This window comes from Streptomyces sp. DT190 (genome assembly GCF_049846985.1).
GTDB lineage: Bacteria > Actinomycetota > Actinomycetes > Streptomycetales > Streptomycetaceae > Streptomyces.
This window is the reverse complement of record NZ_JBNCNM010000001.1, coordinates 733,807-756,987: the sequence shown is the minus strand read 5'-3', so window position 1 is coordinate 756,987 and position 23,181 is coordinate 733,807. Positions and strand designations below refer to the sequence as shown.

20 protein-coding genes are annotated in these 23,181 nt (G+C 73.4%); 14 read left to right on the top strand and 6 right to left on the bottom strand.

The window, feature by feature from the left end; all coding sequences use genetic code 11:
- Window positions 1–79 precede the first annotated feature (79 nt).
- A complete protein-coding gene (locus ACPXCS_RS03235; RefSeq protein ID WP_425946387.1) occupies window positions 80–2,227 on the top strand; it encodes a SpoIIE family protein phosphatase in 2,148 nt (715 codons plus the stop codon).
- Window positions 2,228–2,378: 151 nt separating this feature from the next.
- On the opposite strand, the gene ACPXCS_RS03230 is transcribed toward ACPXCS_RS03235, so the two are convergent.
- The gene (locus tag ACPXCS_RS03230) at window positions 2,379–3,749 is read right to left on the bottom strand and encodes a S1 family peptidase (RefSeq protein ID WP_425946386.1); all 1,371 of its coding nucleotides are present in this window, start codon (window positions 3,747–3,749) and stop codon (window positions 2,379–2,381) included.
- A gap of 663 nt (window positions 3,750–4,412) precedes the next feature.
- Between ACPXCS_RS03230 and ACPXCS_RS03225 the strand changes: the two genes are divergently transcribed.
- The 9 genes from ACPXCS_RS03225 (at window position 4,413) to ACPXCS_RS03185 (ending at window position 13,993) form a co-directional block, all read left to right on the top strand.
- Window positions 4,413–4,628, top strand: coding sequence for a type A2 lantipeptide (locus ACPXCS_RS03225; RefSeq protein WP_425946385.1), 216 nt, complete (start codon window positions 4,413–4,415; stop codon window positions 4,626–4,628).
- A gap of 128 nt (window positions 4,629–4,756) precedes the next feature.
- On the top strand, window positions 4,757–5,563 hold the full coding sequence (locus ACPXCS_RS03220; protein WP_425946384.1) for an HlyD family efflux transporter periplasmic adaptor subunit: 807 nt from the start codon (window positions 4,757–4,759) through the stop codon (window positions 5,561–5,563).
- Window positions 5,560–7,785 carry an NHLP family bacteriocin export ABC transporter peptidase/permease/ATPase subunit gene (locus ACPXCS_RS03215; protein ID WP_425946383.1) on the top strand — a complete coding sequence of 742 codons (2,226 nt, stop codon included), beginning with the start codon at window positions 5,560–5,562 and terminating at the stop codon, window positions 7,783–7,785. The genes ACPXCS_RS03220 and ACPXCS_RS03215 overlap by 4 nt, the downstream gene beginning before the upstream one ends.
- Before the next feature lies 1 nt (window position 7,786).
- Window positions 7,787–10,612 (top strand): NHLP bacteriocin export ABC transporter permease/ATPase subunit, encoded by a 2,826-nt coding sequence (locus ACPXCS_RS03210; RefSeq protein ID WP_425946382.1) that lies wholly within the window; start codon window positions 7,787–7,789, stop codon window positions 10,610–10,612.
- Window positions 10,613–10,698: 86 nt separating this feature from the next.
- Window positions 10,699–11,706, top strand: coding sequence for a Ppx/GppA family phosphatase (locus ACPXCS_RS03205; protein WP_425946381.1), 1,008 nt, complete (start codon window positions 10,699–10,701; stop codon window positions 11,704–11,706).
- Between the two features lie 60 nt (window positions 11,707–11,766).
- On the top strand, window positions 11,767–11,955 hold the full coding sequence (locus tag ACPXCS_RS03200) for a hypothetical protein (protein ID WP_425946380.1): 189 nt from the start codon (window positions 11,767–11,769) through the stop codon (window positions 11,953–11,955).
- A gap of 168 nt (window positions 11,956–12,123) precedes the next feature.
- Window positions 12,124–13,131: an iron-containing redox enzyme family protein gene (locus tag ACPXCS_RS03195; protein WP_425946379.1), complete on the top strand. Its 1,008-nt coding sequence runs from the start codon at window positions 12,124–12,126 to the stop codon at window positions 13,129–13,131.
- A gap of 21 nt (window positions 13,132–13,152) precedes the next feature.
- Window positions 13,153–13,806, top strand: a complete 654-nt coding sequence (locus ACPXCS_RS03190; RefSeq protein ID WP_425946378.1) for a HemK2/MTQ2 family protein methyltransferase — start codon at window positions 13,153–13,155, stop codon at window positions 13,804–13,806.
- On the top strand, window positions 13,787–13,993 hold the full coding sequence (locus ACPXCS_RS03185) for a CDGSH iron-sulfur domain-containing protein (protein ID WP_425946377.1): 207 nt from the start codon (window positions 13,787–13,789) through the stop codon (window positions 13,991–13,993). Before ACPXCS_RS03190 ends, ACPXCS_RS03185 begins: the two co-directional genes overlap by 20 nt.
- A 161-nt stretch (window positions 13,994–14,154) precedes the next feature.
- Here ACPXCS_RS03185 and ACPXCS_RS03180 read toward each other — a convergent pair whose 3' ends face one another.
- Complete coding sequence (locus tag ACPXCS_RS03180; protein ID WP_425946376.1) at window positions 14,155–14,589, bottom strand: protease inhibitor; 435 nt, start codon at window positions 14,587–14,589, stop codon at window positions 14,155–14,157.
- Between the two features lie 625 nt (window positions 14,590–15,214).
- On the opposite strand from ACPXCS_RS03180, the gene ACPXCS_RS03175 reads away from it, so the two are divergent.
- Window positions 15,215–15,913, top strand: a complete 699-nt coding sequence (locus tag ACPXCS_RS03175) for an alpha/beta fold hydrolase (RefSeq protein ID WP_425946375.1) — start codon at window positions 15,215–15,217, stop codon at window positions 15,911–15,913.
- An 82-nt stretch (window positions 15,914–15,995) separates the two neighbouring features.
- Entirely contained in the window at window positions 15,996–17,165 is a 1,170-nt protein-coding gene (locus ACPXCS_RS03170) for a lactate 2-monooxygenase (RefSeq protein WP_425946374.1), read from the top strand.
- 84 nt (window positions 17,166–17,249) lie between these two features.
- On the opposite strand, the gene ACPXCS_RS03165 is transcribed toward ACPXCS_RS03170, so the two are convergent.
- The 3 genes from ACPXCS_RS03165 to ACPXCS_RS03155 form a co-directional block, all read right to left on the bottom strand.
- On the bottom strand, window positions 17,250–18,887 hold the full coding sequence (locus tag ACPXCS_RS03165) for an RICIN domain-containing protein (protein WP_425946373.1): 1,638 nt from the start codon (window positions 18,885–18,887) through the stop codon (window positions 17,250–17,252).
- Between the two features lie 291 nt (window positions 18,888–19,178).
- Window positions 19,179–19,556 carry a toxin Doc gene (locus tag ACPXCS_RS03160; RefSeq protein ID WP_094056766.1) on the bottom strand — a complete coding sequence of 126 codons (378 nt, stop codon included), beginning with the start codon at window positions 19,554–19,556 and terminating at the stop codon, window positions 19,179–19,181.
- 3 nt (window positions 19,557–19,559) lie between these two features.
- Entirely contained in the window at window positions 19,560–19,805 is a 246-nt protein-coding gene (locus ACPXCS_RS03155) for a hypothetical protein (protein WP_030845137.1), read from the bottom strand.
- A gap of 187 nt (window positions 19,806–19,992) precedes the next feature.
- Here ACPXCS_RS03155 and ACPXCS_RS03150 point away from each other — a divergent pair, with 187 nt between their 5' ends.
- The gene (locus tag ACPXCS_RS03150; protein WP_425946372.1) at window positions 19,993–20,925 is read left to right on the top strand and encodes a sigma-70 family RNA polymerase sigma factor; all 933 of its coding nucleotides are present in this window, start codon (window positions 19,993–19,995) and stop codon (window positions 20,923–20,925) included.
- Window positions 20,922–22,403, top strand: a complete 1,482-nt coding sequence (locus tag ACPXCS_RS03145) for a cytochrome b (protein WP_425946371.1) — start codon at window positions 20,922–20,924, stop codon at window positions 22,401–22,403. Before ACPXCS_RS03150 ends, ACPXCS_RS03145 begins: the two co-directional genes overlap by 4 nt.
- Here ACPXCS_RS03145 and ACPXCS_RS03140 read toward each other — a convergent pair.
- A complete protein-coding gene (locus ACPXCS_RS03140; protein ID WP_425946370.1) occupies window positions 22,363–23,154 on the bottom strand; it encodes an alpha/beta fold hydrolase in 792 nt (263 codons plus the stop codon). The two genes, ACPXCS_RS03145 and ACPXCS_RS03140, sit on opposite strands and share 41 nt — an antisense overlap.
- Between the last annotated feature and the right edge of the window lie 27 nt (window positions 23,155–23,181).

Here is a 23,181-nt window from a genome sequence, read left to right as displayed (position 1 = left end):
CTCGTCGTGCGCGACGGGCCGCCAGGGGGGAGATTTGTTCCTGGGTCCGGCCGCGCGGCCGTGCGAGGAGGTGGTCGGCGTGTCCGACGGGCAGTCGTCCGCGCAGGCGCCGGCAGCCACCGGGGCGCCGGTGGGCCGACCGCTGCTGTCGCTGGCCCTGGCCTCGATGATGGACGAGGTGCACGCCCACTCCGGTGCCGTGTACCTGCTCGCGCCGGACCAGCCCGTGCTGGAGATGGCGGTGATGGCCGGGCTGCCCCGGGCGTTCGCGGCCCCCTGGGAACGGGTGGGCCTGAGCGCGCCGATCCCGGTCAGCGACGCGGCCCGCGAGCGGCGGCTGGTGTGGGTCGGCGGCGAGGAGGAGATGGCCCGCCACTACCCGCGGATCGCCGTGGTGCTCCCCTATCCCTTCGCCCTCGCGGCGGTGCCGGTCGCCACCGAGACCACGGTGTACGGCGCGGTCTTCGTCACCTGGCCGGGCGCGCATCCCACGGAGCTGTCCGACCACGAGCGCGAGCACCTGACCGCGGCCTGCGGCCGGCTGGCGGTCCGGCTGGAGCGGGCCGCCGAGCACAGCCTCCCGCCGTACCCGGAACCCGACCTGGTCGGCGCGCCCCTGGTGGGCGGCGTGGCCGGCACGCTGGGGACGGTCGAGGCGGCCCGGATGGTGAGCCGCCTGCCGTACGGGCTGGTGTCGCTGGACCTGCACGGACGGATCGGCTTCGTCAACGCGGCGGCGGCCGAGCTGCTGAACGTCCCGGTCAGCCGGCTGCTGGGCACGCAGCTGTGGGCGTCGGTGCCGTGGCTCAACGACCCCGTGTACGAGGACCGCTACCGGGCCGCGCTGCTCAGCCAGCACGTCACCTCGTTCGTGGCGCTGCGCCCGCCGGGCGAGTGGCTGTCGTTCCGGCTGTATCCGAGCACGACGGGGCTGAGCGTGCGCATCACCCGGTCCCGGGCCGTGTCGCAGATGAACCGGACCGCACCGCCGCCCGGCGGGGCGCCGCCCCGGCTCGTCACCATCTCGCAGGTGCTGGACCTGGCCGGCGCGCTCACCGAGGCGGTCGGGGTGCAGGACGTGGTGCAGCTGGTCGCCGACGAGATCGCGCCGGCCGTGGGCAGTCAGGCCCTGGTGCTGCTGGGCTCGCGGGCCAAGCGGCTGCGGGTGCTCGGGCACCGCGGCTACCCGGACGCGCACGTGGTGGAGCGGTTCGACGGCATGCCCCTGACCGAGCCGACGCCCGGCACGCAGGTGCTGCGGACGGGCGTGCCGGCGTTCTTCGAGTCGCAGGAGCAGCTGGAGCGCCTGTACCCGGCGCGGCTGGCCACCCCGGACGGCTTCGCCGCCTGGGCCTACCTGCCGCTGATCGCGCAGGGCCGACCGGTGGGGACGTGCGTGCTCTCCTTCGCCGAGCCGCACCCGTTCCCGGCCGAGGAGCGGGCCGTCATGACCAGTCTGGCGGGGCTGATCGCCCAGGCGCTGGAGCGGGCACTGCTCTACGACGCCAAGCACCGGCTCGCGCACGGCCTCCAGGAGGCGCTGCTGCCGCACTCGCTGCCGTCACTGCCCGGCATCGAGGCGGCGGGCCGCTACGTGCCGGCCACGCAGGGCATGGACATCGGCGGCGACTTCTACGACCTGGTGCGCACCCAGGGCATGGCGGCGGCGGTGATCGGGGACGTCCAGGGCCACAACGTCACGGCGGCCGGGCTGATGGGGCAGGTCCGTACGGCGGTCCGGGCGTACACGGCCGTGGGCCAGGCGCCCGAGGAGGTCATGCGCAGCACCAACCGGCTGCTGCTGGAGCTGGGCTCCGACCTGTTCGCGAGCTGCCTGTACCTGCGGCTGGACCCCGCGCACGGCCGGGCCGTGATGTCCCGGGCGGGCCATCCCCCGCCCCTGCTGAGACGGCCGGACGGGCGGATCCGCGTCCTCGACCTGGCCGGGGGCCCGCTGCTCGGCATCGACGCGGACGCGGTGTACCCGACGACGGAGGTCGCCCTCGCACCGGGCTCCCTGCTCGTCCTGTACACCGACGGGCTGGTGGAGTCCCCCGGCACGGACTTCGAGGAGGCCGTCGCGGAACTGTGCCACCGCCTGGCCGACATCGGGGACCGGCCGCTGGACGAACTGGCCGACCGCCTCGTGCACCACGACGGACGGCACAACGACGGTGAGGAGCGGCTCGACGACATCGCCCTGCTGCTGATCAGGGCGACGGGGTAGGGCGGCGGGACGCCGGGCGGAGCCGGCCGCGCGCGACGGCAGCGGGACGGGCCGGTCCTCCGGCGGGAGGACCGGCCCGGTTCACCGGCGGCCGGCCGGGTCCCGCCAGGAAGGGGGGCGGGACCGGACCGGCCACCGACGCGGTGGGCGGTCAGCGCGACTCGGTCAGCTCCGAGTCGCCCTGGACGCCCTGGCCGGTGTCCTGACCGGCCCCGGCTCCGGCGGCGTCCTCACCGGCTCCGGCTTCCTCACCCGCGCCGGCTTCCTGGCCGGCCCCGGCCTCCTCACCGGCACCCGCACCCGCTTCCTCGCCCGCGCCCGCACCGGCCTCGTCACCGGCCCCGGCCTCGTCACCGGCGCCCGCTCCGGCTTCGTCGCCCGCGCCCGCTCCGCCGCCCGCGGCGCCGCCGCCGAGGGTGGCGCCGACCGCCTCCAGCGCGGTGGTGACCGGCTGGAAGAACGTCTCGCCGCCGACGGTGCAGTCACCGCTGCCACCGGAGGTCAGGCCGATCGCGAGACCGTCCTGGGTGAAAAGGGAACCGCCGCTGTCGCCGGGCTCGGCGCAGACGTCGGTCTGGATGAGCCCGGTGACCGTGCCCTCCGGATAGTTCACCGTGGCGTCGAGGCCGAGGACCTGGCCGTCGGCGAGCCCGGTGGTGCTGCCCATCCGGAAGACCTCCTGGCCGACGGTCGCCTCCGCGGCCTCGGTGATCGGGACGGTCTGGTTGCCGAGGTTGACCTCACTGGGTGCCTCGGTCGCCGGGTCGTCGTACTTCACGAGTGCGAAGTCGCCGGCGCCGGGGAAGGTCGACTGGTCGACCGTGGCGATCGGCTGGCCGCCCTGCGCGTCGGACCACTCGTTTCCGCCGAGGGTGCAGTGACCGGCCGTCAGGAACGCCGGGGAGCCGTCGCCCGCGGTGACGTTGAAGCCGAGGGAGCAGCGCGAGCCGCCCGCGAAGATGGCGTCACCGCCGGAGACGAACGGCTTGAAGGTGCCCTGGGACTTCTTGATGGTCGCCATGCCGGAGCCGAGGCTCCGCACGGTGGACTCCAGCCGGTCCCACTTGGCGCCGGTCACGGTGCTGTCCGCCGTCACCAGGAGCTTGTTGGTGCGCGGGTCGATCGACCACGAGGTGCCCGCGATGGTCGCCTCGGACTTCAGGGTCGACGCCCCCTGCTGGAGCTCCGACCAGCTGTTGTCGACCTCGCGTACCTTCGCGCCCGCCGCCTTGGCCTGCACGATCACGTTGTTGTTGTCGCCCGGTACGACGTTGACGACCAGCTGCTGGTTGTCGCCGTCGTAGTAGGAGCCGCCGAACGCGTCACCGAGGAGTCCGGCGAGCTGCGAGGCGAGATCCGAGGCGTCGCCCGCCTTCAGGGTCTTCGGCGCGGCCGCCGCGCCGTCGGACGAGTCGTCCTGCGACGCGTTGGCCTGGGGCAGCAGGATCGCGGCCGCGCCGAGCGCCACCACGCTGCCCGCCGCTATCGCGGCCTTGCGCTTCGGAATTCGCTTGTGACTCAAACTTCTCTCCTCCTGGGGGACGGAGTGGGTGCCGCCGTCCGGCAGCTTCTGGGGGGCGCCTGGATGGCTGTTGGTACGCACGGGTCCCGTGGGGCGTTCAATCCCGTTTGCAAGCGATCTCTTCGCAGGACGGAACCGGCCAACTCCCGGCACCCGGACGGCCGGACGAGCGGCTCGCCACCGCCCGGGCGGCGACCGGCCCGGGGGCGACACGATCAGTGATCACCCAGAAGCAGTCCGTTGCGATCACGAAGTTGAATCCACCCTTCAGCGAATCTGCACATCGAATGCCCAACCCGGTCACCGGAAAGAGGGTTGCCGCCGTGCCCTTCGCGTCGGTCACGCCTTTGGGACGGGAGTGCCGGATTCGCCGCGCGGAGATACAAGAGCCGGAATGGGCCGATGCCGTGGGGCATGTGAAGAAGTCGCCACCAAGGCGTGCGCGAACCTGCACGGAAAAGCGCCTCAGGGGCGCAATTCCCCTGGTGAGACGGTTGGTTGATTGGAAGCCCGTGCCCGCAGCGTGCTTTGATCCATCGCACCGCGGGGGCCGCCCAGGGCATTCGGAAACGCATGTCCGGCGCTCGCGGTCGCGGCCGTCATCTGTCCCCAGAGGGGGCCGCTCCCCCCTTGTGAAATATCCATACGAAGGGAAGTTCCATCATGAACTCCACCCCCCAGGTCGAGACCGTCGAGATCGCCGACGCCGAGCTCGACGCCGTTTCCGGCGGCCTGTCCCTGAACGCCGTGAACACCGTCACCGACACGGTGGACGGCATCGCTCCGGTCTCCGGCCTGGTGAACACCGCCGTCGGCACCGTCGAGGGCGTCACCGGCCTGAACACGGCCCCGGTCACCAACCTGGTCGCCGGTCTCTGACCTGGCCCAGTGCCGTTGACTCCCGGAGCCGCAGCCGGCGGTTCCGGGATCTTCGGGTGCCGTGACCGGGCACCCCGACCGTCTCCGCCACGTCCGTAAGAACCTCTTCTACGGGTGAGGGAAGTTCCTTGCAGTTCCGCCAACAGGCCCTCGCCAAGCTCCAGTCGCCGGAGGAGCTCGACCTGCCGGTGCGCTTCGCCCGCCCGCAGGGCTGGCTCGTGCTCTCGGTGACGGTGGTCGCGATGGCGGCCGCCTCGGTGTGGGCGGTGACCGGCTCGGTGGCCTCCACCGTCAGCGCGCCCGCCATCCTCACGCACGGGCAGGGCAGTTACGTCCTGCAGAGCCCCGTCGCGGGCCAGGTCACCGCCGTCCTCGCCCGGCAGGGCCAGCGGCTCCCCGCGAACTCCCCCGTGCTCAAGGTCCGCACCCCCGGGGGTGAGACCGTGGTCCGCACGCTCGACGCCGGCCGGGTCTCCGCACTCGCCGCGAGCGTCGGGCAGATCATCCGGACCGGCGCGAACGTCGCCGCCGTGGAGAAGGTCGCCCGCACCGATGCCCCCCTCTGGGCCACGGTCTACGTGCCCGCCGAGAACGCCGCCTCGATCCCCGACGGCGCCGCCGTCGACCTGACCGTGCAGTCGGTGCCGACGCAGGAGTACGGCGTGCTGCGCGGCCATGTGAAGACGGTGGACCGCTCGGCCCAGTCGCCGCAGCAGATCGCCGCGTTCCTCGGGGACAGCCAGCTCGGCGAGCAGTTCACGAAGAAGGGCAGGCCCGTGGCCGTGACGGTCCGGCTCGACAAGTCCTCCGCCACGAAGAGCGGTTACGCGTGGTCCTCCGCCGAGGGGCCCCCGTTCGAGCTGTCGTCCATGACGGCGGCCACCGGCTCGATCAAGCTGGCCGACCAGCGCCCCGTCGACTGGCTGCTGCCATGAGCGCGACCACGCGGGAGAGCCGGGGCAGGCGCCGCGCCGCCCCGCCGAAACGCACGGTGCCCAAGGCCCGGGCGAAGACCGTGCGCACCCCCACCGTCCTGCAGATGGAGGCCGTGGAGTGCGGTGCCGCCTCCCTGGCGATGGTGCTCGGCCACTACGGCAGGCACGTCCCGCTGGAGGAGCTGCGCATCGCCTGCGGCGTCTCGCGGGACGGCTCGCGCGCCAGCAACCTGCTGAAGGCGGCCCGCAGTTACGGCCTGACGGCCAAGGGCATGCAGATGGACCTGGCGGCCCTCGCCGAGGTGAAGTCGCCGGCCATCCTGTTCTGGGAGTTCAACCACTACGTCGTCTACGACGGCATGGGCCGCCGCTTCGGCCGCCGGGGCGTCTACATCAACGACCCCGGCAAGGGCCGCCGGTTCGTGTCCATGGAGGACTTCGACGGCAGCTTCACCGGTGTCGTGCTGGTCATGGAGCCCGGTGAGGACTTCGCCCGGGGCGGCCGCAGACCCGGCGTCCTGGGGGCGATGCCCGCCCGGCTGCGCGGCACCGCCGGCACCCTGCCCGCCGCCGTTCTGGCGAGCCTGCTGCTGGTGGCGGTCGGTGCGGCGGTGCCCGCGCTCAGCCGCACCTACATCGACGAGTTCCTGATCGGCGGCCGGACCTCCCTGCTGGGTGTGCTGTTCACGTCGATGGCGGCGTGCGTGCTGCTCACGGTCGTGCTGACCTGGCTGCAGCAGGCCAACCTGCTGCGCGGCCGGATCATCTCCTCGACCCTGTCCAGCGCCCGGTTCCTGCGGCATCTGCTGCGGCTGCCCGTGACGTTCTTCTCGCAGCGCAGCCCGGCCGACCTGGTGCAGCGCCTGCAGTCCAACGACGCCGTCGCCGAGACCCTGTCCCGCGACCTGGCGGCGGCGGGCGTGGACGCGATCGTGGTCGTGCTGTACGCGGTGCTGCTGTACACCTACGACCCGCAGCTGACGGCCGTCGGCATCGGCGTGGCCCTGCTGAACATCGTGGCCATGCGGGTCGTCGTACGGCTGCGCGCCACCCGCACGGCGAAGCTGCGCGCCGACACGGCCCGGCTCACCAACACCGCCTACACCGGCCTGCAGCTCATCGAGACGATGAAGGCGACCGGCGGCGAGGACGGCTACTTCCGCAAGTGGGCCGGGCAGCACGCCACCACGCTGGAGGAGCAGCAGCGCCTCGGGGTGCCGAGCGCCTGGCTGGGCGTGGTCGCGCCGACACTGGCCACCCTCAACAGCGCCCTGATCCTCTGGATCGGCGGCATGCGGGCGGTCGAGGGGCACATCTCGGTCGGCCTGCTGGTCGCCTTCCAGGCCCTGGTCACCCGCTTCACCGCCCCGCTGACCCGGCTGAACGGCGTCGCGGGCCGCATCCAGGACTTCGCCGCCGACGTGGCCCGGCTGAAGGACGTGGAGAACTTCGAGGCCGACCCGCTCTACGGCCGGCCGGGCGCCGGGGAGTCGACCCGCCGTCTGCAAGGCCATGTCGAGCTGGAGAACATCACCTTCGGCTACAGCCCGCTCGACAAGCCGCTGCTCACCGGCTTCGATCTGACGGTCGGGCCCGGGCAGCAGGTGGCGCTGGTCGGCGGCTCGGGCAGCGGCAAGTCCACGGTGTCCCGGCTGATCTCCGGCCTGTACGCGCCGTGGGAGGGCGTGATCCGCATCGACGGGCAGCGCATCGAGGACATCCCGCGCGGGGCGCTGGCCGCCTCCGTCTCCTTCGTCGACCAGGACGTGTTCCTCTTCGAGGGCACGGTCCGCGACAACGTGGCGCTGTGGGACCCGTCGATCCCGGACGAGGCGGTGGAGGACGCGCTGCGCGACGCCGCCCTGTACGACGTGATCACGCGCCGGCCCGGCGGCATCCACAGCAAGGTCGAGCAGGACGGCCGCAACTTCTCCGGCGGGCAGCGCCAGCGCCTGGAGATCGCGCGGGCGCTGGTGCGCCGCCCGAGCATCCTGGTGCTCGACGAGGTGACCAGCGCGCTGGACGCGGAGACCGAACTGGCCGTGATGGACAACCTGCGCCGGCGCGGCTGCGCCTGCGTGGTGATCGCGCACCGGCTGAGCACCGTGCGCGACAGCGACGAGATCGTCGTCCTGCAGCACGGCACGGTCGTGGAGCGGGGACGGCACGAGGAACTGGTGGCGCGCGGCGGCGCCTATGCGGCACTGGTCAGGGAACGGTGACATGACGACCGTCCACGAAGGACACCACGGGGACCTCGTGCTGGGCGCCTTCGGGCAGCTGGGCTCGCGCGTCGACTGCGCCGGGTTCAACCGTCTCGACCTCGAAGGCCCCCAGGTGCTGTGGCTGGTCGCGTCCGGCGCCGTCGACCTGTTCGCGGTCGACGCCGGTCAGCAGGGCCACTGGCACCACCTGGGCCGGCTGGAGGCGGGGTCGCTGGTGCTCGGCCCGGTGGCGGGACCGCAGCACACCCTGGTGGCCCGGCCGCTGCGCGACTGCGTGGTGCACCGCATCGGCCTGCGCGAGCTGTACCAGCCCGCCCAGACCGCGACCTGGTCCTACGACGACTACGGCAACCCGCAGTACGTGCCGCCGACGACGAGCCCGCTGGAGTACGCGCTCGCGCTCGGCGTCGGCCGCAGCCTGTCCATCCTGTTCCAGGCGCCGATGGCCACGGAACGGGCGGCCGCCCCCACCGACGACGACGTGTTCTGGATGCAGGTGCCGCCGGGCAGCGTGCAGTACGGCTCGCTCTACGGCGCCGAGGCGGCGGCCGACCTGCTGATGGACCCGGCGCTGTGGCAGTCCATGGTCGACCAGCAGTACCGGTTGCTGACCACGCTGGACCGCTGGATCGAGCAGCTGGAACGCACCCACGAGGACCGTACGGCCGAGGGCATCAAGGCCGGTGAGGCAGTGCGCGCCCGGGCCGACCAGACCCTGCTCGCCTCCATCGGCAAGGGGTCGTCGCAGCGCACCACGGCGGCCGACGCCGACGCCACGTACGCGGCGTGCAGACTGGTCGGGCGGGCGGCCGGCATCGGCATCGCGGAGCCCACGCAGAAGGGCACCGGCGGTGACCGCCTCGACCCGGTCGAGCAGGTCGCCCTGGCGTCCCGGGTCCGCACCCGGGCGGTACGGCTGGACGGCCGGTGGTGGCGGGACGACGTCGGGCCGCTGGTGGGCCGGCGGGCCCTGTCGGGCGCGCCGGTGGCGCTGCTGTGGCGGCGCGGCGGATATGTGGCGGTCCACCCCTCCACCGGGCGCGAGACGCCGGTCGAGAAGGCGAACGCCGACGAGTTCGAGCCGCGCGCGGTGATGTTCTACCGTCCGCTGCCCGAGCGCGGGCTCGGTCCGCTGGGACTGCTGCGGTTCTGTGTGCGGGGCATGCGCGGCGACCTGACGGCCCTGCTGCTCAGCGGTCTGGTGACGGTGGCGATCGGCGCGCTGGTGCCGCTCGCCACGGGCCGGGTGCTCGGCGAGTTCGTGCCGAAGGCGCAGACGGAGCTGATCGTGCAGGTGTGCCTGGCCGTGATGCTCAGCAGCGTGGTGGCGGCGGCCTTCATGCTGCTGCAGAACCTGACCATCCTGCGGCTCGAAGGGCGTATCGAGGCCACGCTCCAGCCGGCCGTGTGGGACCGGCTGCTGCGGCTGCCGACGCGGTTCTTCACCGAACGCTCCACCGGCGAACTGGCCAGCGCCGCCATGGGCATCAGCTCCATCCGGCGGCTGCTCGCGGGGGTCGGGCCGACGGTCGCCCAGTCGGTGACCGTCGGGGCGATGAACCTCGGCCTGCTGCTGTGGTTCAGCGTGCCGATGGCGATGGCCGCGATCGGCATGCTCGTCGTCATCGCCGCCGTGTTCCTCGGACTGGGACTGTGGCAGGTGCGCTGGCAGCGGCGGCTGGTGGTGCTCTCCAACAAGCTGAACAACCAGGCGTTCCAGACCCTGCGCGGCCTGCCCAAGCTGAGGGTGGCCGCCGCCGAGAACTACGCCTACGCCGCCTGGGCGTCGGAGTTCGCCCGCAGCCGGGAGCTCCAGCAGCGGGTCGGCCGCATCAAGAACGTCACCGCGGTGCTGGGCGCGGTCTACCTGCCGCTGTGCACGCTGCTGATGTTCATGCTGCTGGCCGGCCCGGCCCGGGGCTCGATGTCGGCGGCGGCGTTCCTCACGTTCAACACGTCGGTGACGATGCTGCTGACCTCCGTCACCCAGCTCACCGGCGCGTTCGTCTCGGCGGTGGCGGCGCTGCCGCTGTTCGAGGAGATCAGGCCGGTGCTGGACGCCACGCCCGAGGTGCGCACGGCGAACACCCGGCCGGGTCCGCTGACCGGGGCGATCGAGGCACGGCGGGTGTCCTTCCGCTACGCCGACGACGGGCCGCTGGTCCTGGACGACGTGTCGTTCGAGGCACGGCCGGGCGAGTTCGTCGCGATCGTCGGCCCGAGCGGCTGCGGCAAGTCGACGCTGCTGCGCCTGCTGATCGGCTTCGACCGTCCGGTGTCGGGCAGCGTGCTGTACGACGGCCAGGACCTGGCGGCCCTCGACCAGTCGGCGGTGCGCCGCCAGTGCGGTGTGGTGCTGCAGCACGCGCAGCCGTTCACCGGGTCGATTCTGGACGTCATCTGCGGCACCGAGCCGTACACGCCGGAGGAGGCCATGGCGGCGGCCGAGATGGCCGGGCTCGCCGAGGACATCAAGCGGATGCCGATGGGCCTGCACACCATCGTCTCGGGCAGCGGGGCCGTCTCCGGGGGCCAGCGGCAGCGGCTGATGATCGCCCAGGCGCTGATCCGCCGGCCGCGGATCCTCTTCTTCGACGAGGCGACCAGTGCCCTGGACAACGAGACGCAGCGCACGGTCATCGAGAGCACCAAGGCCCTGAACGCCACCCGGATCGTCATCGCCCACCGCCTGTCCACCGTGCTGGACGCCGACCGGGTCGTGGTGATGGAGGACGGCAAGGTCATCCAGCAGGGCCCGCCGGCACAACTGCTCGCCGACACGAACGGCCGGCTGCACGAGCTGGTGCGGCGCCAGATGGCCTGAACCGGCCGCTCGCGTCCGGTGGCGCATCCTCGCCCTGTCCAGGGACCGATCCGTTGCTCCGGCCCGAGAATGGGTACCTGCCGCGCATGCGAATCAGCGTGGTGGACGTGGGATCGAACACGGTCAGACTTGTGGTCGCGGACGCGGAGGGCGGGGTGCCGCTGCCCGTGCACACCGCCAAGTGGCGCCTGAGACTGTCCGAGCAGGTCGCGCCCGGGGGACCCGTTCCGGAGCAGGCCGTGGAGCAGCTGGTGCACGCGGTCGCCGAGGCGAGCCGGACGGCCGCCCGCTGGGGCGCGGCCGGACCGCTGGCCTTCGCGACCGCCGTGGTGCGCAACGCGCCGAACCGGCACGAGGTGCTGCAGACCGTCCGGGCCGGCACGGGCGTGGACCTGTGCACCCTGCCCGGTGAGGTCGAGGCGGAGCTGACGTTCCTCGGGGCCCGCCGCTGGATGGGCTGGCGTTCGGGTCCCCTCGCCCTGCTGGACATCGGCGGCGGCACCCTGGAGGTCGCCTTCGGGCGCGGCCGCCTGCCCGACTTCGTGGCGTCGCTGCCGCTCGGGGCGCGCCGGCTGACCCACGAGCACTTCGAGGACGAGGACCCGCCGTCGCCGGAGCGGCTGCGCGCCCTGCGCCGCAAGGTCCGCCACCAGCTGCGGGACGTCGCGGCCCGGATCCGCTGGGAGGGCCCGCGCACCGCGGTGGCCACGTCGCGCACGTTCCAGCAGCTGGGCCGGCTGTGCGGTGCCGCACCCGGGCGGCACGGTCCGTTCGTGGACCGGGAGATGCGCCGGTCCGACCTGCGGGAGGCGATCGCCCAGCTGGCCGCCCTGCCCGCCGCCGAGCGGGCGCGCCTGCCCGGCATCTCCGCACCGCGGGCCGCGCAGAGCCTGGCCGGCGCCGTCGTCGGGCACACGGCGATGAAGCTGACCGGCATCCGGTCCCTCACCGTCTGCCCCTGGGCGATCCGCGAGGGCGTGCTGCTGCGGCACATCGAGGACGGCCCGTCCTGGTGGGCGGAGGTGACCCGGCACAGCGCCGAGGCGGCCCCCGCCGAACCCGTGCCGCTGCGCATCGCGACCACCTCGAACTGAGCCGTTCCGGCACCCCGCGCCCCCACGATTCGCCCACCGCACCGAGGAAAGGAGACCCCCGTGGCCCACGACCAGGACCGCAACCACTCCGCCGAGCAGCCCGAGACGGCTCTGGAGGAGGCGCTGCGCGAGATCGAGGACGCCGAGACGCGCACGCAGGACTCCGCCGAGCAGCGGCGGCACCGCGGCGAGGCCGGTGACGCCACCACGCCCAACACCGGCGCGCAGGAGCAGGCCGAAGGGGACTGAACGCGCAAGGCACGGGCGCGGGCCCGGGCACGGCGGCGCGCCGAGCGACCGCCGGCGGCCCGGGCCCGCGCCCGTGCGCGCACCGCCCCGGCCCGTCGCCCACCGGCCCACGACCAGGAGTTCCTCCGGCGGCGGTGACCTTCCTCCCGGTCCGGGTACCCGGCGCGCATGGAGCACGAAGAACCAGGACTGCCGACGCCGCGCGGCCCGCTGAGCCGGGGCGTCGATGCGTATCTGCGGGGCGCGGGCCGGCTGCCCCGCATGGAGGACGTCGCCCGGGCCGCCGTCTACGGCGAGGACCTCCAGCTCGCCCTCTACCTCTGCTACGAGCTGCACTACCGCGGTTTCGCCGGGGTGCCCCCGCAGCGCGAGTGGGACCCGGACCTGCTGCGCGTGCGCGCCGCGATGGAGCACCGCTTCCTGTCCGCCCTGCGCACCGACGCCCATGTGCACGACAGCGTGGACGAGGCCCTGGCGGCCCTGCTGGTCGAGCCCGTGGAAGGCACGGGCGTCTCGTACTTCCTGCGCGACGAGGGCGAGCTGTGGCAGCTGCGCGAGTACGCGGCGCAGCGCTCGCTGTACCACCTCAAGGAGGCGGACCCGCACGCCTGGGTGCTGCCGCGGCTGTGGGGCCGGGCGAAGGCGGGGATGGCGGCGGTGGAGTTCGACGAGTGGGGCGGAGGCCGCGCCGACCGCGTGCACGCCCGCCTGTTCGCCGACCTCATGACGGACCTGGGCCTGGACACCACCTACGGCCGCTATCTCGACGCGGCGTCCGCCGAGGCGCTGGTCACGGTGAACATGATGTCCCTGTTCGGCCTGCACCGGTCCCTCAGGGGCGCCCTGGTCGGCCATTTCGCGACGGTCGAGATCACCTCGTCACCGGGCTCGCGGCGGCTGGCCGAGGCGATGCGCCGCACCGGCGCCGGGCCCGCGGCCGAGCACTTCTACGACGAGCACGTCGAGGCCGACGCGGTCCACGAGCAGGTCGTGCGCCACGAGGTCATCGGCGGGCTGCTGGAGCAGGAGCCGCATCTCGCCCCGGACGTCGCCTTCGGCATCGACGCCACCGAGTTCGTCGAGGAGCGCTTCGGCACCCGGCTGCTCACCGACTGGCGCGCGTCACGTTCGTCACTGCGTGAACCGCTTGCCCGTGAAGCGACCCATATCTCCTGAACAGCGGGGTACTCGGCGCCCGTGAATCCACTGGTACTCCCGGGCGTGTACGCCCCACAGGAAGACACCGAGCTGCTGGCCGGTGCCCTGTCCGACGAACCGCTCCCGCCGGGCGCGGAGGTACTCGACGTGGGCACCGGGTCCGGCGCCCTGGCCCTGGAGGCCGCCCGTCGCGGTCTGCGGGTCACCGCCGTCGACGTGTCCTGGGGCGCCGTCCTGGCGGCCCGGCTCAACGCCAAGCTGGCGGGCCTGCGGGTCCGCATCCGGCACGGGAACCTCTTCGGGCCGGTGCGCGGGCAGACGTTCGACCTGATCCTGGCCAATCCGCCGTACGTGCCGGCGCCGCACGGCCACCGCGAGCCGCGCGGCGCGGCCCGGGCGTGGGACGCGGGCGGCGACGGGCGGCTGGTGGTCGACCGGATCTGCCGGGAGGCACCCGGGATGCTGCGCCCGGGCGGTGTGCTGCTGCTGGTGCAGTCGGCGCTCAGCGGTCCGGACCTCACCGTGGAGCACCTGCGCGGGGCCGGTCTGAAGGCCGCGGTGACGCACCGGCAGCGGATCGCGTTCGGCCCCGTGCTGCGCGGCCGGGAGCACTGGCTGCGGGAGCGGGGGCTGCTCTCCGCGGACGAGGACAAGGAAGAGCTGGTGGTGGTCCGTGCCGAACTCCCCGTCTGACCGGTCCGGCGCGCCGCGCCGCGTCTCCGTCCAGCGCAAGGGCCCGCTGCTGATGGAGGGCCCGGTGGAGGTGGAGCTGGAGGACGGCTCCGTCGTCTCCTCCGACCGCTTCCGGGTGGCCCTGTGCACCTGCCGCCGCAGCCGTCGTTACCCGTGGTGCGACACGAGCCATCGCGACCGGGGCTGAGCCCCGGGCCATGCAGGACCCGGGGGCCGGCGGGCGGCCCCACTCCGCCCGCCGGCCCCCTTGTACGAGATCGCCCTCTCCCGTGACAGCGGCCCGGCTCCCCAGCCACGGTCCGCTGTGCCTCACGGGAACGGCGCGATCCCGGTTCATGGGAGTGCGCCCTAGAAGGAGAAGACGCCCGTTCCGTAGGCGTTCTTCATGCACTCGTTGGAGAAGGTGCGCTCGTAGGAGACGCGCTGGCCCTGCCAGACGCCGTCCACGGTGACGACCACCGGGTCGTACTGCTTGGTGCACATCACGCCCTCGGTGGCGGTCAGGGCGTCGAGGTCGCCGCTGACGCCGCGCAGCTCCGCGCAGGCCTCTCCGGCGGCCGGGTGGGTGCCCGAGGGCCGCGGGGCACAGGTCAGGGTGACCGCGCGTTCCGGAGTCGCGGAGATCGCGCTCTCGCCGTGACCCACCGTGAGGACGAGGGCCGACGGGGCGTAGAGCGCGGTGGGGGCCTGACCCGGGTCGGCGAGCGCGGCCCCCGTGAGGGGTCCGCAGACGGCGGTGGCCGTCAGTCCGACAGTCATGGCCCAGCGCGCGGTGGTCCGCATTGTGTGCATCCTTCCGCTCGATTACGGGGTGTGCCGGCCCGAGCTCGGTCGGTGCCGGGTCGGCGAGCGCGAGTCTGCCGAGTCCGCGGCGGAAACACACATCGACCCCACGGGTTTCAGTAACCTTGCGTATTGAATCAGTGGCGTGAAGTTACGGAACGGAAGCATGGGAAGCCCGTAACCGCACGGGCCCCGCCGTCATGAAGCGGCCAGATGGCCGATTCCCCTGCGTTCGTTAATAGGCCTGAAACATTCCGATTCCGCTCTTGGGTGACCACTTTGCAACCGCTTGCGTTCATGGTCCCGCCGCGCAATCGCCACTTCCGGCCGCAGCGGCCGCGCCCGTGGGGAGAAACCGCATCCTGGAGGAGTCGTCCACCGGCGGCACCCGGAATGGACGAACCATCACCTGGTGCCGGACTTCTCCGCTCGTCTGCGGCCGGCAGATCCCACGAGGACGGCTTCCGCGCGCCGCCGCACACGCTGCTGCGGCTGTTCCCCGAGCCACGGGCGGTGTACGGGCCCGAGGGCGCGCGGCTGGCCCGGACCGTGGACACCCCGGTGCCGCCCATCACCGGCCCCGGCGCCGAGGGGCGTCGTCGGACCTCTCCGCTACGGTCCGGGCATGAGTGATGTCGTACTGGTGGCGGGGGCCTGGCTCGGGGCGTGGGCGTGGGACGAGGTGGCCGCCCGGCTGCGCGACGCCGGGCACGTCGTCCGTCCGCTGACCCTGACGGGCCTCGCCGAGAAGCGGGACGGGCAGCCCTCCGGGCCGCGGGCCCACGTGCGGGACGTCGTCGACGAGGTGGAGCGCCTCGATCTGCGCGACGTCGTCCTGGTGGGGCACAGCTACGCGGGCATCCCGGTGGGGCAGGCCGCCGAGCTGATCGGCGAGCGGCTGCGGCGCGTGGTGTTCGTCGACGCGAACGTGCCCGTGCACGGGGAGTCGTTCCTGTCCGGCTGGCCCAGCGGGCACGTGCGGCAGGCGATCGAGGACCACGGCGGCTTCTGGCCGCCGCCTCGCCCCGAGGAGTGCGCGGGCCAGGGGCTGACGGACGGGCAGATCGCCCGGTTCACCGGCGGCGCCACGCCGCACCCGGGGATCACGCTCACCGAGCCGGCCGTGCTCTCCGGCGCCCTCGGCGACCTGCCCGCGACGTATGTGAAGTGCCTGCTCGACGGGGAGGAGCCGATGCCCGCGGCCACGGCCCTGCTGCGCGGCGGCAGCTGGGAGCTCGTGGAGCTGGACACCGGCCACTGGCCGATGTTCTCGCAGCCGCGCGACCTGGCCCGCGTCCTGCACGCGGCGGTGGCCCGCCCCTGATCGGGGACCGTCCGTACCGCTCGGTATCGTCGCCGGTACGGCACGGTCTCGACGAGGAGACGACGAGAGGCGGGGACGTACGGTGGGCAAGCACTGGGCGGACTTCCAGTACGAGATCTATCTGAACGGGATGACGGGTGCCGTACCGCGGCTGCCCACCGATCTGACCCGGCTGGAGGAGCTGACCGAGCAGCGCCTCGGGCCCGGCCCCGTCGGCTACGTCGCGGGCAGCGCGGGCGACGGCAGCACCGCCCGGGCCAACCGGGCGGCCCTGGAGCGGCGCCGGATCGTGCCGCGCATGTTGCGGGACGTGCACGAGCGGGATCTGTCGGTCGAGGTGCTGGGCCGCGCCCTGCCGGCCCCGCTGGCGCTCGCCCCGGTCGGCGTGCTGTCGATCATGCACCCGGACGCCGAGCCCGCCGCGGCCCGGGCCGCCGCCGCCCAGGGCGTGCCGTACATCCTGTCCTCGGCGTCCAGCACGCCCATGGAGCAGGTGGCCGAGGCGATGGGCGACGCCGAGCGGTGGTTCCAGCTGTACTGGCCGAAGGATCCGGAGGTGGCCCGCAGTTTCCTGGGCCGGGCGAAGGCGGCCGGGTTCAGCGTGCTGGTCGTCACCCTGGACACGCCGCTGCTGTCCTGGCGGCCCCGCGACCTGGACCAGGCCTATCTGCCGTTCCTGCACGGGGTCGGCACGGCCAACTACTTCTCCGACCCGGCCTTCCAGGCGGGCCTGGCCAAGCCGGTGCACGAGGATCCGAACGCCGCCGTGATGCGTTTCGTCGGCCTGTTCTCGGACCCGGCCAAGACCTGGCCGGACCTGGCGTTCCTGCGGGAGAACTGGGACGGGCCGATCGTCCTCAAGGGCGTCCTGCACCCCGACGACGCGCGGCTGGCCGCGGACGCGGGCATGGACGGCGTGGTCGTCTCCAACCACGGCGGACGGCAGGTGGCCGGCTCCGTGGCGGCGGCGGACGCGCTGCCCCGCGTGGCGGAGGCGGTCGGCGACCGGCTCACCGTCCTCTTCGACAGCGGGGTCCGTACCGGCGACGACGTCTTCAAGGCTCTCGCCCTCGGCGCCCGCGCGGTCCTGCTGGGCCGTCCGTACGTCTACGGTCTCGGTCTCGACGGGCAGGCGGGCGTCGAGCACGTCGTCCGCTGCCTGCTGGCCGAACTCGACCTGACCCTCGCGCTGTCGGGCCACGCCACGCCGCTCACGGTCGGGCCCGGCGACCTCGTCGAGGACCGGGCCTGACGGGGCCGCGCGGCAGGTGCGCCGCGCGGCCCCGCCCGGCCCGGGGGCCCGAGGGCCGAGAGCCCGGGGGCCCGGGGGCCCGGGTCAGCCGGCCGGGCGGGCCGGGGCGGTCACCTGGCGGGCGGCCGGGCTCTCCTGCTCCTCGATCGACAGGGAGCCGGAGGCCGTCGCGACGGGCTCCGCCTGCCAGCGCTGGGCGTCGGAGCGGTCGCGCACCTTGACGACGATGTCGGCGTCCGGGTCGTCGCCGGCCGGGGTCAGGGCGAGCTGCTCGTCCCAGCGGGGCAGCAGTTCCCCGCGGACGGTGAGGTCGTAGCGCACGTCGTCGCCCCGCTCGGCATCCTCGTCGGCGCAGGTGCCGAGGACCACGACGCCCGCGTCCTTGTGCGAGTCCAGGCACAGCCCGGGATCCGCGACGCTGCGCAGTGAACCGTCCTTCTCGTACGTCCACTGCTGGGTCCACACCGTCGAGCACGGTGCCAGCTTCGTCCCCGAGCCCTCCTTGGGGAGGTCCCGGATGTCCAGGCAGAGGTCGGCGCCGGCGTTGCGCAGCCGCGCCACACCCGGTGCCGTGGGCAGTCCGGCCGTGCCGGGCGGCGTCGCGGAGGTGGCGCTGCCGCCCCCGGCGGCGCTGTGGGAGCCGGCCGGGTCGGCCTCCCCGCCGTCGTACGACGCCACGCTGAGGATGAGCACGGCCGTCAGCACCCCGGCCGACACGGCGCCGACGCTCGACAGCACGGCCCGGGAGGACCTGAGCGCCTGCGGGACCCGTGCGCCCGCGAGCCGGCGCACCGGCAGGGGGATCCCGGCGAGCAGCCGGTGGCCTCCGGCGGCGCGCCGCCCGCGGCCGCGCCGGCCGGCGCGGCCGTCCCGCGTGCCGTGCGGGGCGCGGCCCGGACGGGAGTCGAGGTAGCGGCGGGCGCCCCAGCCGAGCACCGCCTCCGCGATCAGCGGGCCCAGCGGCCCCTCGAAGTGACCCAGTTGCTCGGCCGCGTCCCGGCAGTGGCGGCACTGGGCCAGGTGGTCCTGGACGTCCGGCAGAAGGGTGCCGCCCCGGCGGATCGGGACGTCGAGCAGGCGGTTGTAGAACCGGCAGTCCTGGGTCGGCGCGAGTTCGCTGTGGGCCCGTACGCAGCCTTCGCGGAATGCGTCACGCGCCTGGTCCAGGACGGCGGACGCGATGTCGGTGTCCATGCCCAGCAGACCGGCCGGGACGGTCATGGCGTCGGCCTCGACCTCGGCGTGCCAGAGCAGACAGCGCGCGGCCGCGGGCAGTGCCTGGAACGCCCGCTCGGCGAGGGCACGGTTTTCGGGCGTCATGGACGTGGCCGCGCGCAGCCCGCGTCCTCCCGCCGGTTTCTGCAGCGCGGGCAGAACGGCCGATATTCGATCGTCGCCGGACCACTCCCGGATGGTGTCGCGCACGGTCACCAGAAGGGCCGGACGCAGCGCGACGGCCGACTCGCCGAAGGCGAGGCGGTTGAGGGTCCGATGGAAGGCGGTCCCGGTGACCATCGCGGCGACCTGCGCCGACGAGGCGAGGCAGATGACCGCGTAGTCGTGCACCGGCTGCCAGTGCCGCGCCATCAGCAGCGCGACGGAATGGGCGGCTACCTCGCCCTCCGGACTGCCTCTCAAGCGGCCGGCGAGGCTTTCGTCGGATTCCCCCGGATCCCCGCCGGGCGGGGGATATGGAGGACGAGGGGGGTGGGGGGTGGGCACTGAGATGGTTCCTTCCCACGCGCAGGTGGCTCACAGAAGTCCTGCCGCCGAAAAAGGAGCCCGGTTGGTGCGTACCTTTTTGGGCGCGGCGCGGGGGGTACGAATTCGCCGACGGCGAATCGGACCCGGTCAACAAATGCCGTGCGACTCTTGGTCATTCCCCCCGCACGTGCGTTGCACTCTTGCACAACCCCCACACGGCCAACAAGGCGCACGGACCACATCCCTGCCATTGACAGAAAGTCAGAAAGGGAACGCTTCTCCGCAGGTCGCACCGGCTTTCGACACGTCTCAGATCTGCCAGGCACGCAGCCGGTCGGCCGCGCCGTAGACGTCGGTGGTGCCCGACATCAGATCCCGGGCCAGATCGACGAGGGCGCCGTACGGCGGGTCGATGCCGACGCCGCTGACGAACATGTAGGCCACGGCGGTCGCGCAGGCGAACCGGGCGTTGGCCGAGGGCAGCGGCCGGAGCACGGCCAGGGTGTGCAGCAGCGCGGCCGCCCGCCAGGCCGGGTCGGAGTCCACCCCGAGGCGCGGCGGGTCGACACGGTGCCGGGCGACGGCGGCGACCAGCGCCGAGAAGTCGTTGATCGTGGGCTGGTCCGGCAGGACCTCTTCATGGCGCTGGAGCAGCCAGGGCACGTCGATATGGAGGACGGGTGCCATCGGTCAGGCGGCCCGCCCCTCGCCCTTGGCGGGCGGTTCGTCGTCCGGGAAGGCGGCGGCGAACTCGTCGGCGTGGGTCGCGAAGAACCGCCGGAAGGCCTCCGCGCCCTCCTGCAGCGCCCGGTGCCGGGCTATGTCCGCCGCGGCCGCCTCCCGCACGAGCGCCTTCATGGACGTACCGCGCTCCTTGGCGATCTGCCGCAGGTCCTCAAGTTCGCGGTCGCTGAACTCGACGTTGAGAGCTGGCATGCCTCCACGGTACCGCCAGGGGTACTGGCCAGTAAATAGCCGCAGGTCACAGCATACGGATGCCGGTACCACCGACATGTCGCGGCCGCGCGGGACATGAGATCCGGGTCACATCCGCCGGTGTGATGTCACATCTCGGGGCCCCGTCCGGCTCGCAGGGGTGAGCGCGTACACGGGAGGGCCACGTATGACCGAGATCTCCGCACCCGGCACCGACGCCCGGCTCGACGAGGCGACCGGGGTGTTCGTCGACCATCGCGAGCTGCTGTTCGGCGTCGTCTACAACATGCTGGGCAGCGTCGCCGACACCGAGGACGTCCTGCAGGAGACCTGGCTGTCCTGGACCGCCCGCGGCGGGGGCGCCCCGCTGGCCGGCGTCGGCAACCCCCGCGCCTACCTGGTCCGGGTGGCGGTCAACCACGCGCTGCGCCGCCGCGCCGCGATCAGCCGGCGGCGGGAGACGTACGTCGGCCCGTGGCTGCCCGAGCCGCTGGTCGCCGACGAGGACGCCGGCACCGCCGAGGACCCGGCCCTGCGCAGCGAGTCCGTGTCGCTGGCGATGCTGGTGGTCCTGGAGTCGCTGACACCGCTGGAGCGGGCGGTGTTCGTGCTGGGCGAGGTGTTCGGCTACCCGCACGCCGAGATCGCCGGGATCATCGACCGCTCCCCCGCCGCCGTGCGGCAGCTGGCGCACCGGGCCCGCGAGCACGTGCACGCGCGGCGGCCGCGCTACCGGGCGCATCCGCGGGTGCGGCGCGAGGCGACGGAGCGGTTCGTGCGGGCGGCGCTGGGCGGGGACATCGCCGAGCTGATGGAGGTGCTCGCGCCGGACGTCACCGCGTGGACGGACGCCGGCGGCAAGCGCCGGCGGGCGGGCCTGCGTCCGGTGCACGGCCGGGACAAGGTGACCCGGCTGCTCACCTCCGGCCGGGGCGGCCCGGACCGTCCCGTGTGGCGCTACCGGCGCGTCAACGGCGACGACGCGGCCGTGCTGTTCGACGGCGACGCGCCCTTCGCGGTGCTGGTCCTGGACCTCACCCCGGAGGGCGACCGGGTGCGCGGCATCTACGTCGTGGCCAACCCGGACAAGCTGGCCCACCTGCCCAGGGAGGCGGCGTGAGCGCGGGCCGGGGCGAGCGGGTCGCCGACTGGTTCGACGGCCGGCTCGGCACCCACACGCTCGGCAGGAAGTACCTGCGCAAGGTCTTCCCGGACCACTGGTCCTTCCTGCTGGGCGAGATCTGCCTGTACAGCTTCGTGGTGCTGGTCCTCACGGGCGTGTACCTGACGCTGTTCTTCCACCCGTCCATGAACGAGGTGGTCTACGACGGGAGTTACCCGCCGCTCAACGGAGTGCGCATGTCGCAGGCGTACGCCTCCACCCTGGACATCAGCTTCGACGTGCGCGGCGGGCTGCTGATCCGGCAGCTGCACCACTGGGCGGCGCTGGTCTTCGTCGCCGGGATGCTGACGCACATGATGCGGCACTTCTTCACGGGCTCGTTCCGCAGACCGCGGGAGGTCAACTGGCTGTTCGGCTGGCTGCTGCTCCTCCTCGGCCTGTTCGAGGGGCTGTTCGGCTACTCGCTCCCGGACGACCTGCTGTCGGGCACGGGCCTGCGGTTCGTGCACGGCGCGCTGCTGTCGGTGCCGATCGTGGGCACGTACCTGGCGATGTTCCTGTTCGGCGGCGAGTTCCCCGGGGACGACATCGTGGCCCGCTTCTACGCGCTGCACGTGCTGCTGGTGCCCGGGGTGATGGCGGCGCTGATCGTGGCGCACGTGCTGCTGGTCGTGTACCACAAGCACACCCAGTTCGCGGGGCCCGGGCGCACCGAACGCAACGTCGTGGGGGCGCCGTTCATGCCGGTGTACCTGGCGAAGGCGGGCGGCTTCTTCTTCCTGGTGTTCGGGGTGCTCACGCTGATCGCGGCGGTGGCGACGATCAACCCGGTCTGGTCGTACGGCCCCTACCGCGCCGACCAGGTGTCCACGGGCGCCCAGCCCGACTGGTACCTGGGCTTCGCGGAGGGGCTGGTGCGGATCATGCCCGGCTGGGAGATCACGCTGTGGGGTCACACGCTGGTGGCGGGCGTGCTGATCCCCGTCGTGGTGTTCCCGCTGCTGCTGGTGTTCATCGGGGTGTATCCGTTCCTGGAGGCCCGGTTCACCGGCGACCGGCACGAGCACCATCTGCTGGACCGGCCGCGCGACCGCCCGGTGCGCACGGCGATCGGCGCGGCCTGGATCGCGCTCTACCTGGTCCTGCTGGCGGGCGGCGGCAACGACGTCGTGGCGACCCGTTTCCACCTGTCGATCAACACGGTGACGTGGGCGGTGCGGATCGGGATGTTCGCGGTGCCGGCGGTGGTCTTCGTCGTGACCCGGCGGATCTGCCTGGGGCTGCAGGCGCGCGACCGGGAACTGGTGGCGCACGGCAGGCCGACGGGGGTGATCAGGCGGCTGCCGCACGGCGAGTACGTGGAGGTCCACGAGCCGCTCGGCCCGGCGCGGCTGCACACGCTGACCGCGCACGAGCGGCCCGGGCCACCCGTCGTCAGGAGCGGGAGCGGCAGAACTCCCGGACGGTCCGGTTGAACGGCTCGGGGGCCTCCATGCTGCTGAGGTGCCCGACGCCGGGCAGCACGACCAGCGTGGCCTCGGGGACCGCCGCGAGGAACGCGCGGGCGACCGGGTCCACCGGGGAGCGGCGGTCGAGCTCGCCCCACAGCAGCAGCGTCGGCACGGTGATCCCGGGCAGCAGGTCGCTGAGGTCGGTCTCCGCCATCACGGCGAGCTCGGTGCGGATGCTGCCGGGCCGGGTGTCGGCCGACATCACCGACAGCAGACGCACCGCTTCGGCCGGTGGCTTCCCGGCGAACAGGCCGGGCAGGGTCGGTGCGAACTCCCCGGGCGGCACGGCGAGCATCCGCTCGGCGCCCTCGACCCGGGCCCGGACCTCCGCCGCCGGCAGGGAGCCCTTCCAGCCCGCGTAGGTGTCGACGAGGAGCAGCGTCCGGACGAGACCGGGGTGGCGCCGGTAGAGCTCCAGCACGACCGTCCCGCCCCAGGACAGGCCGAGGACGTGGGCGGGGCCCAGGCCCACGTCGTCGACGACGGCGGCCAGAGCGCGGGCGTAGTCGGCGAGGGTGAAGCCGGGCGGCACGTCGGAGGAGCGGCCGGCACCCGGCTCGTCCCAGGCGACGACGGTGAACTCGTCGGCCAGGTCCTCCATTTGGGCACCGAACAGTCGGGCGTCGGTCGTCGCGGCGTGCGCGAGCACCAGGGGCGGGCCCTGGCCCGCCCGGTCGTACGCGACCTCGATGCCGTCGACCCGCACCGTGTGCATGGCACCAGGCTACGCGCGGGTACCGGA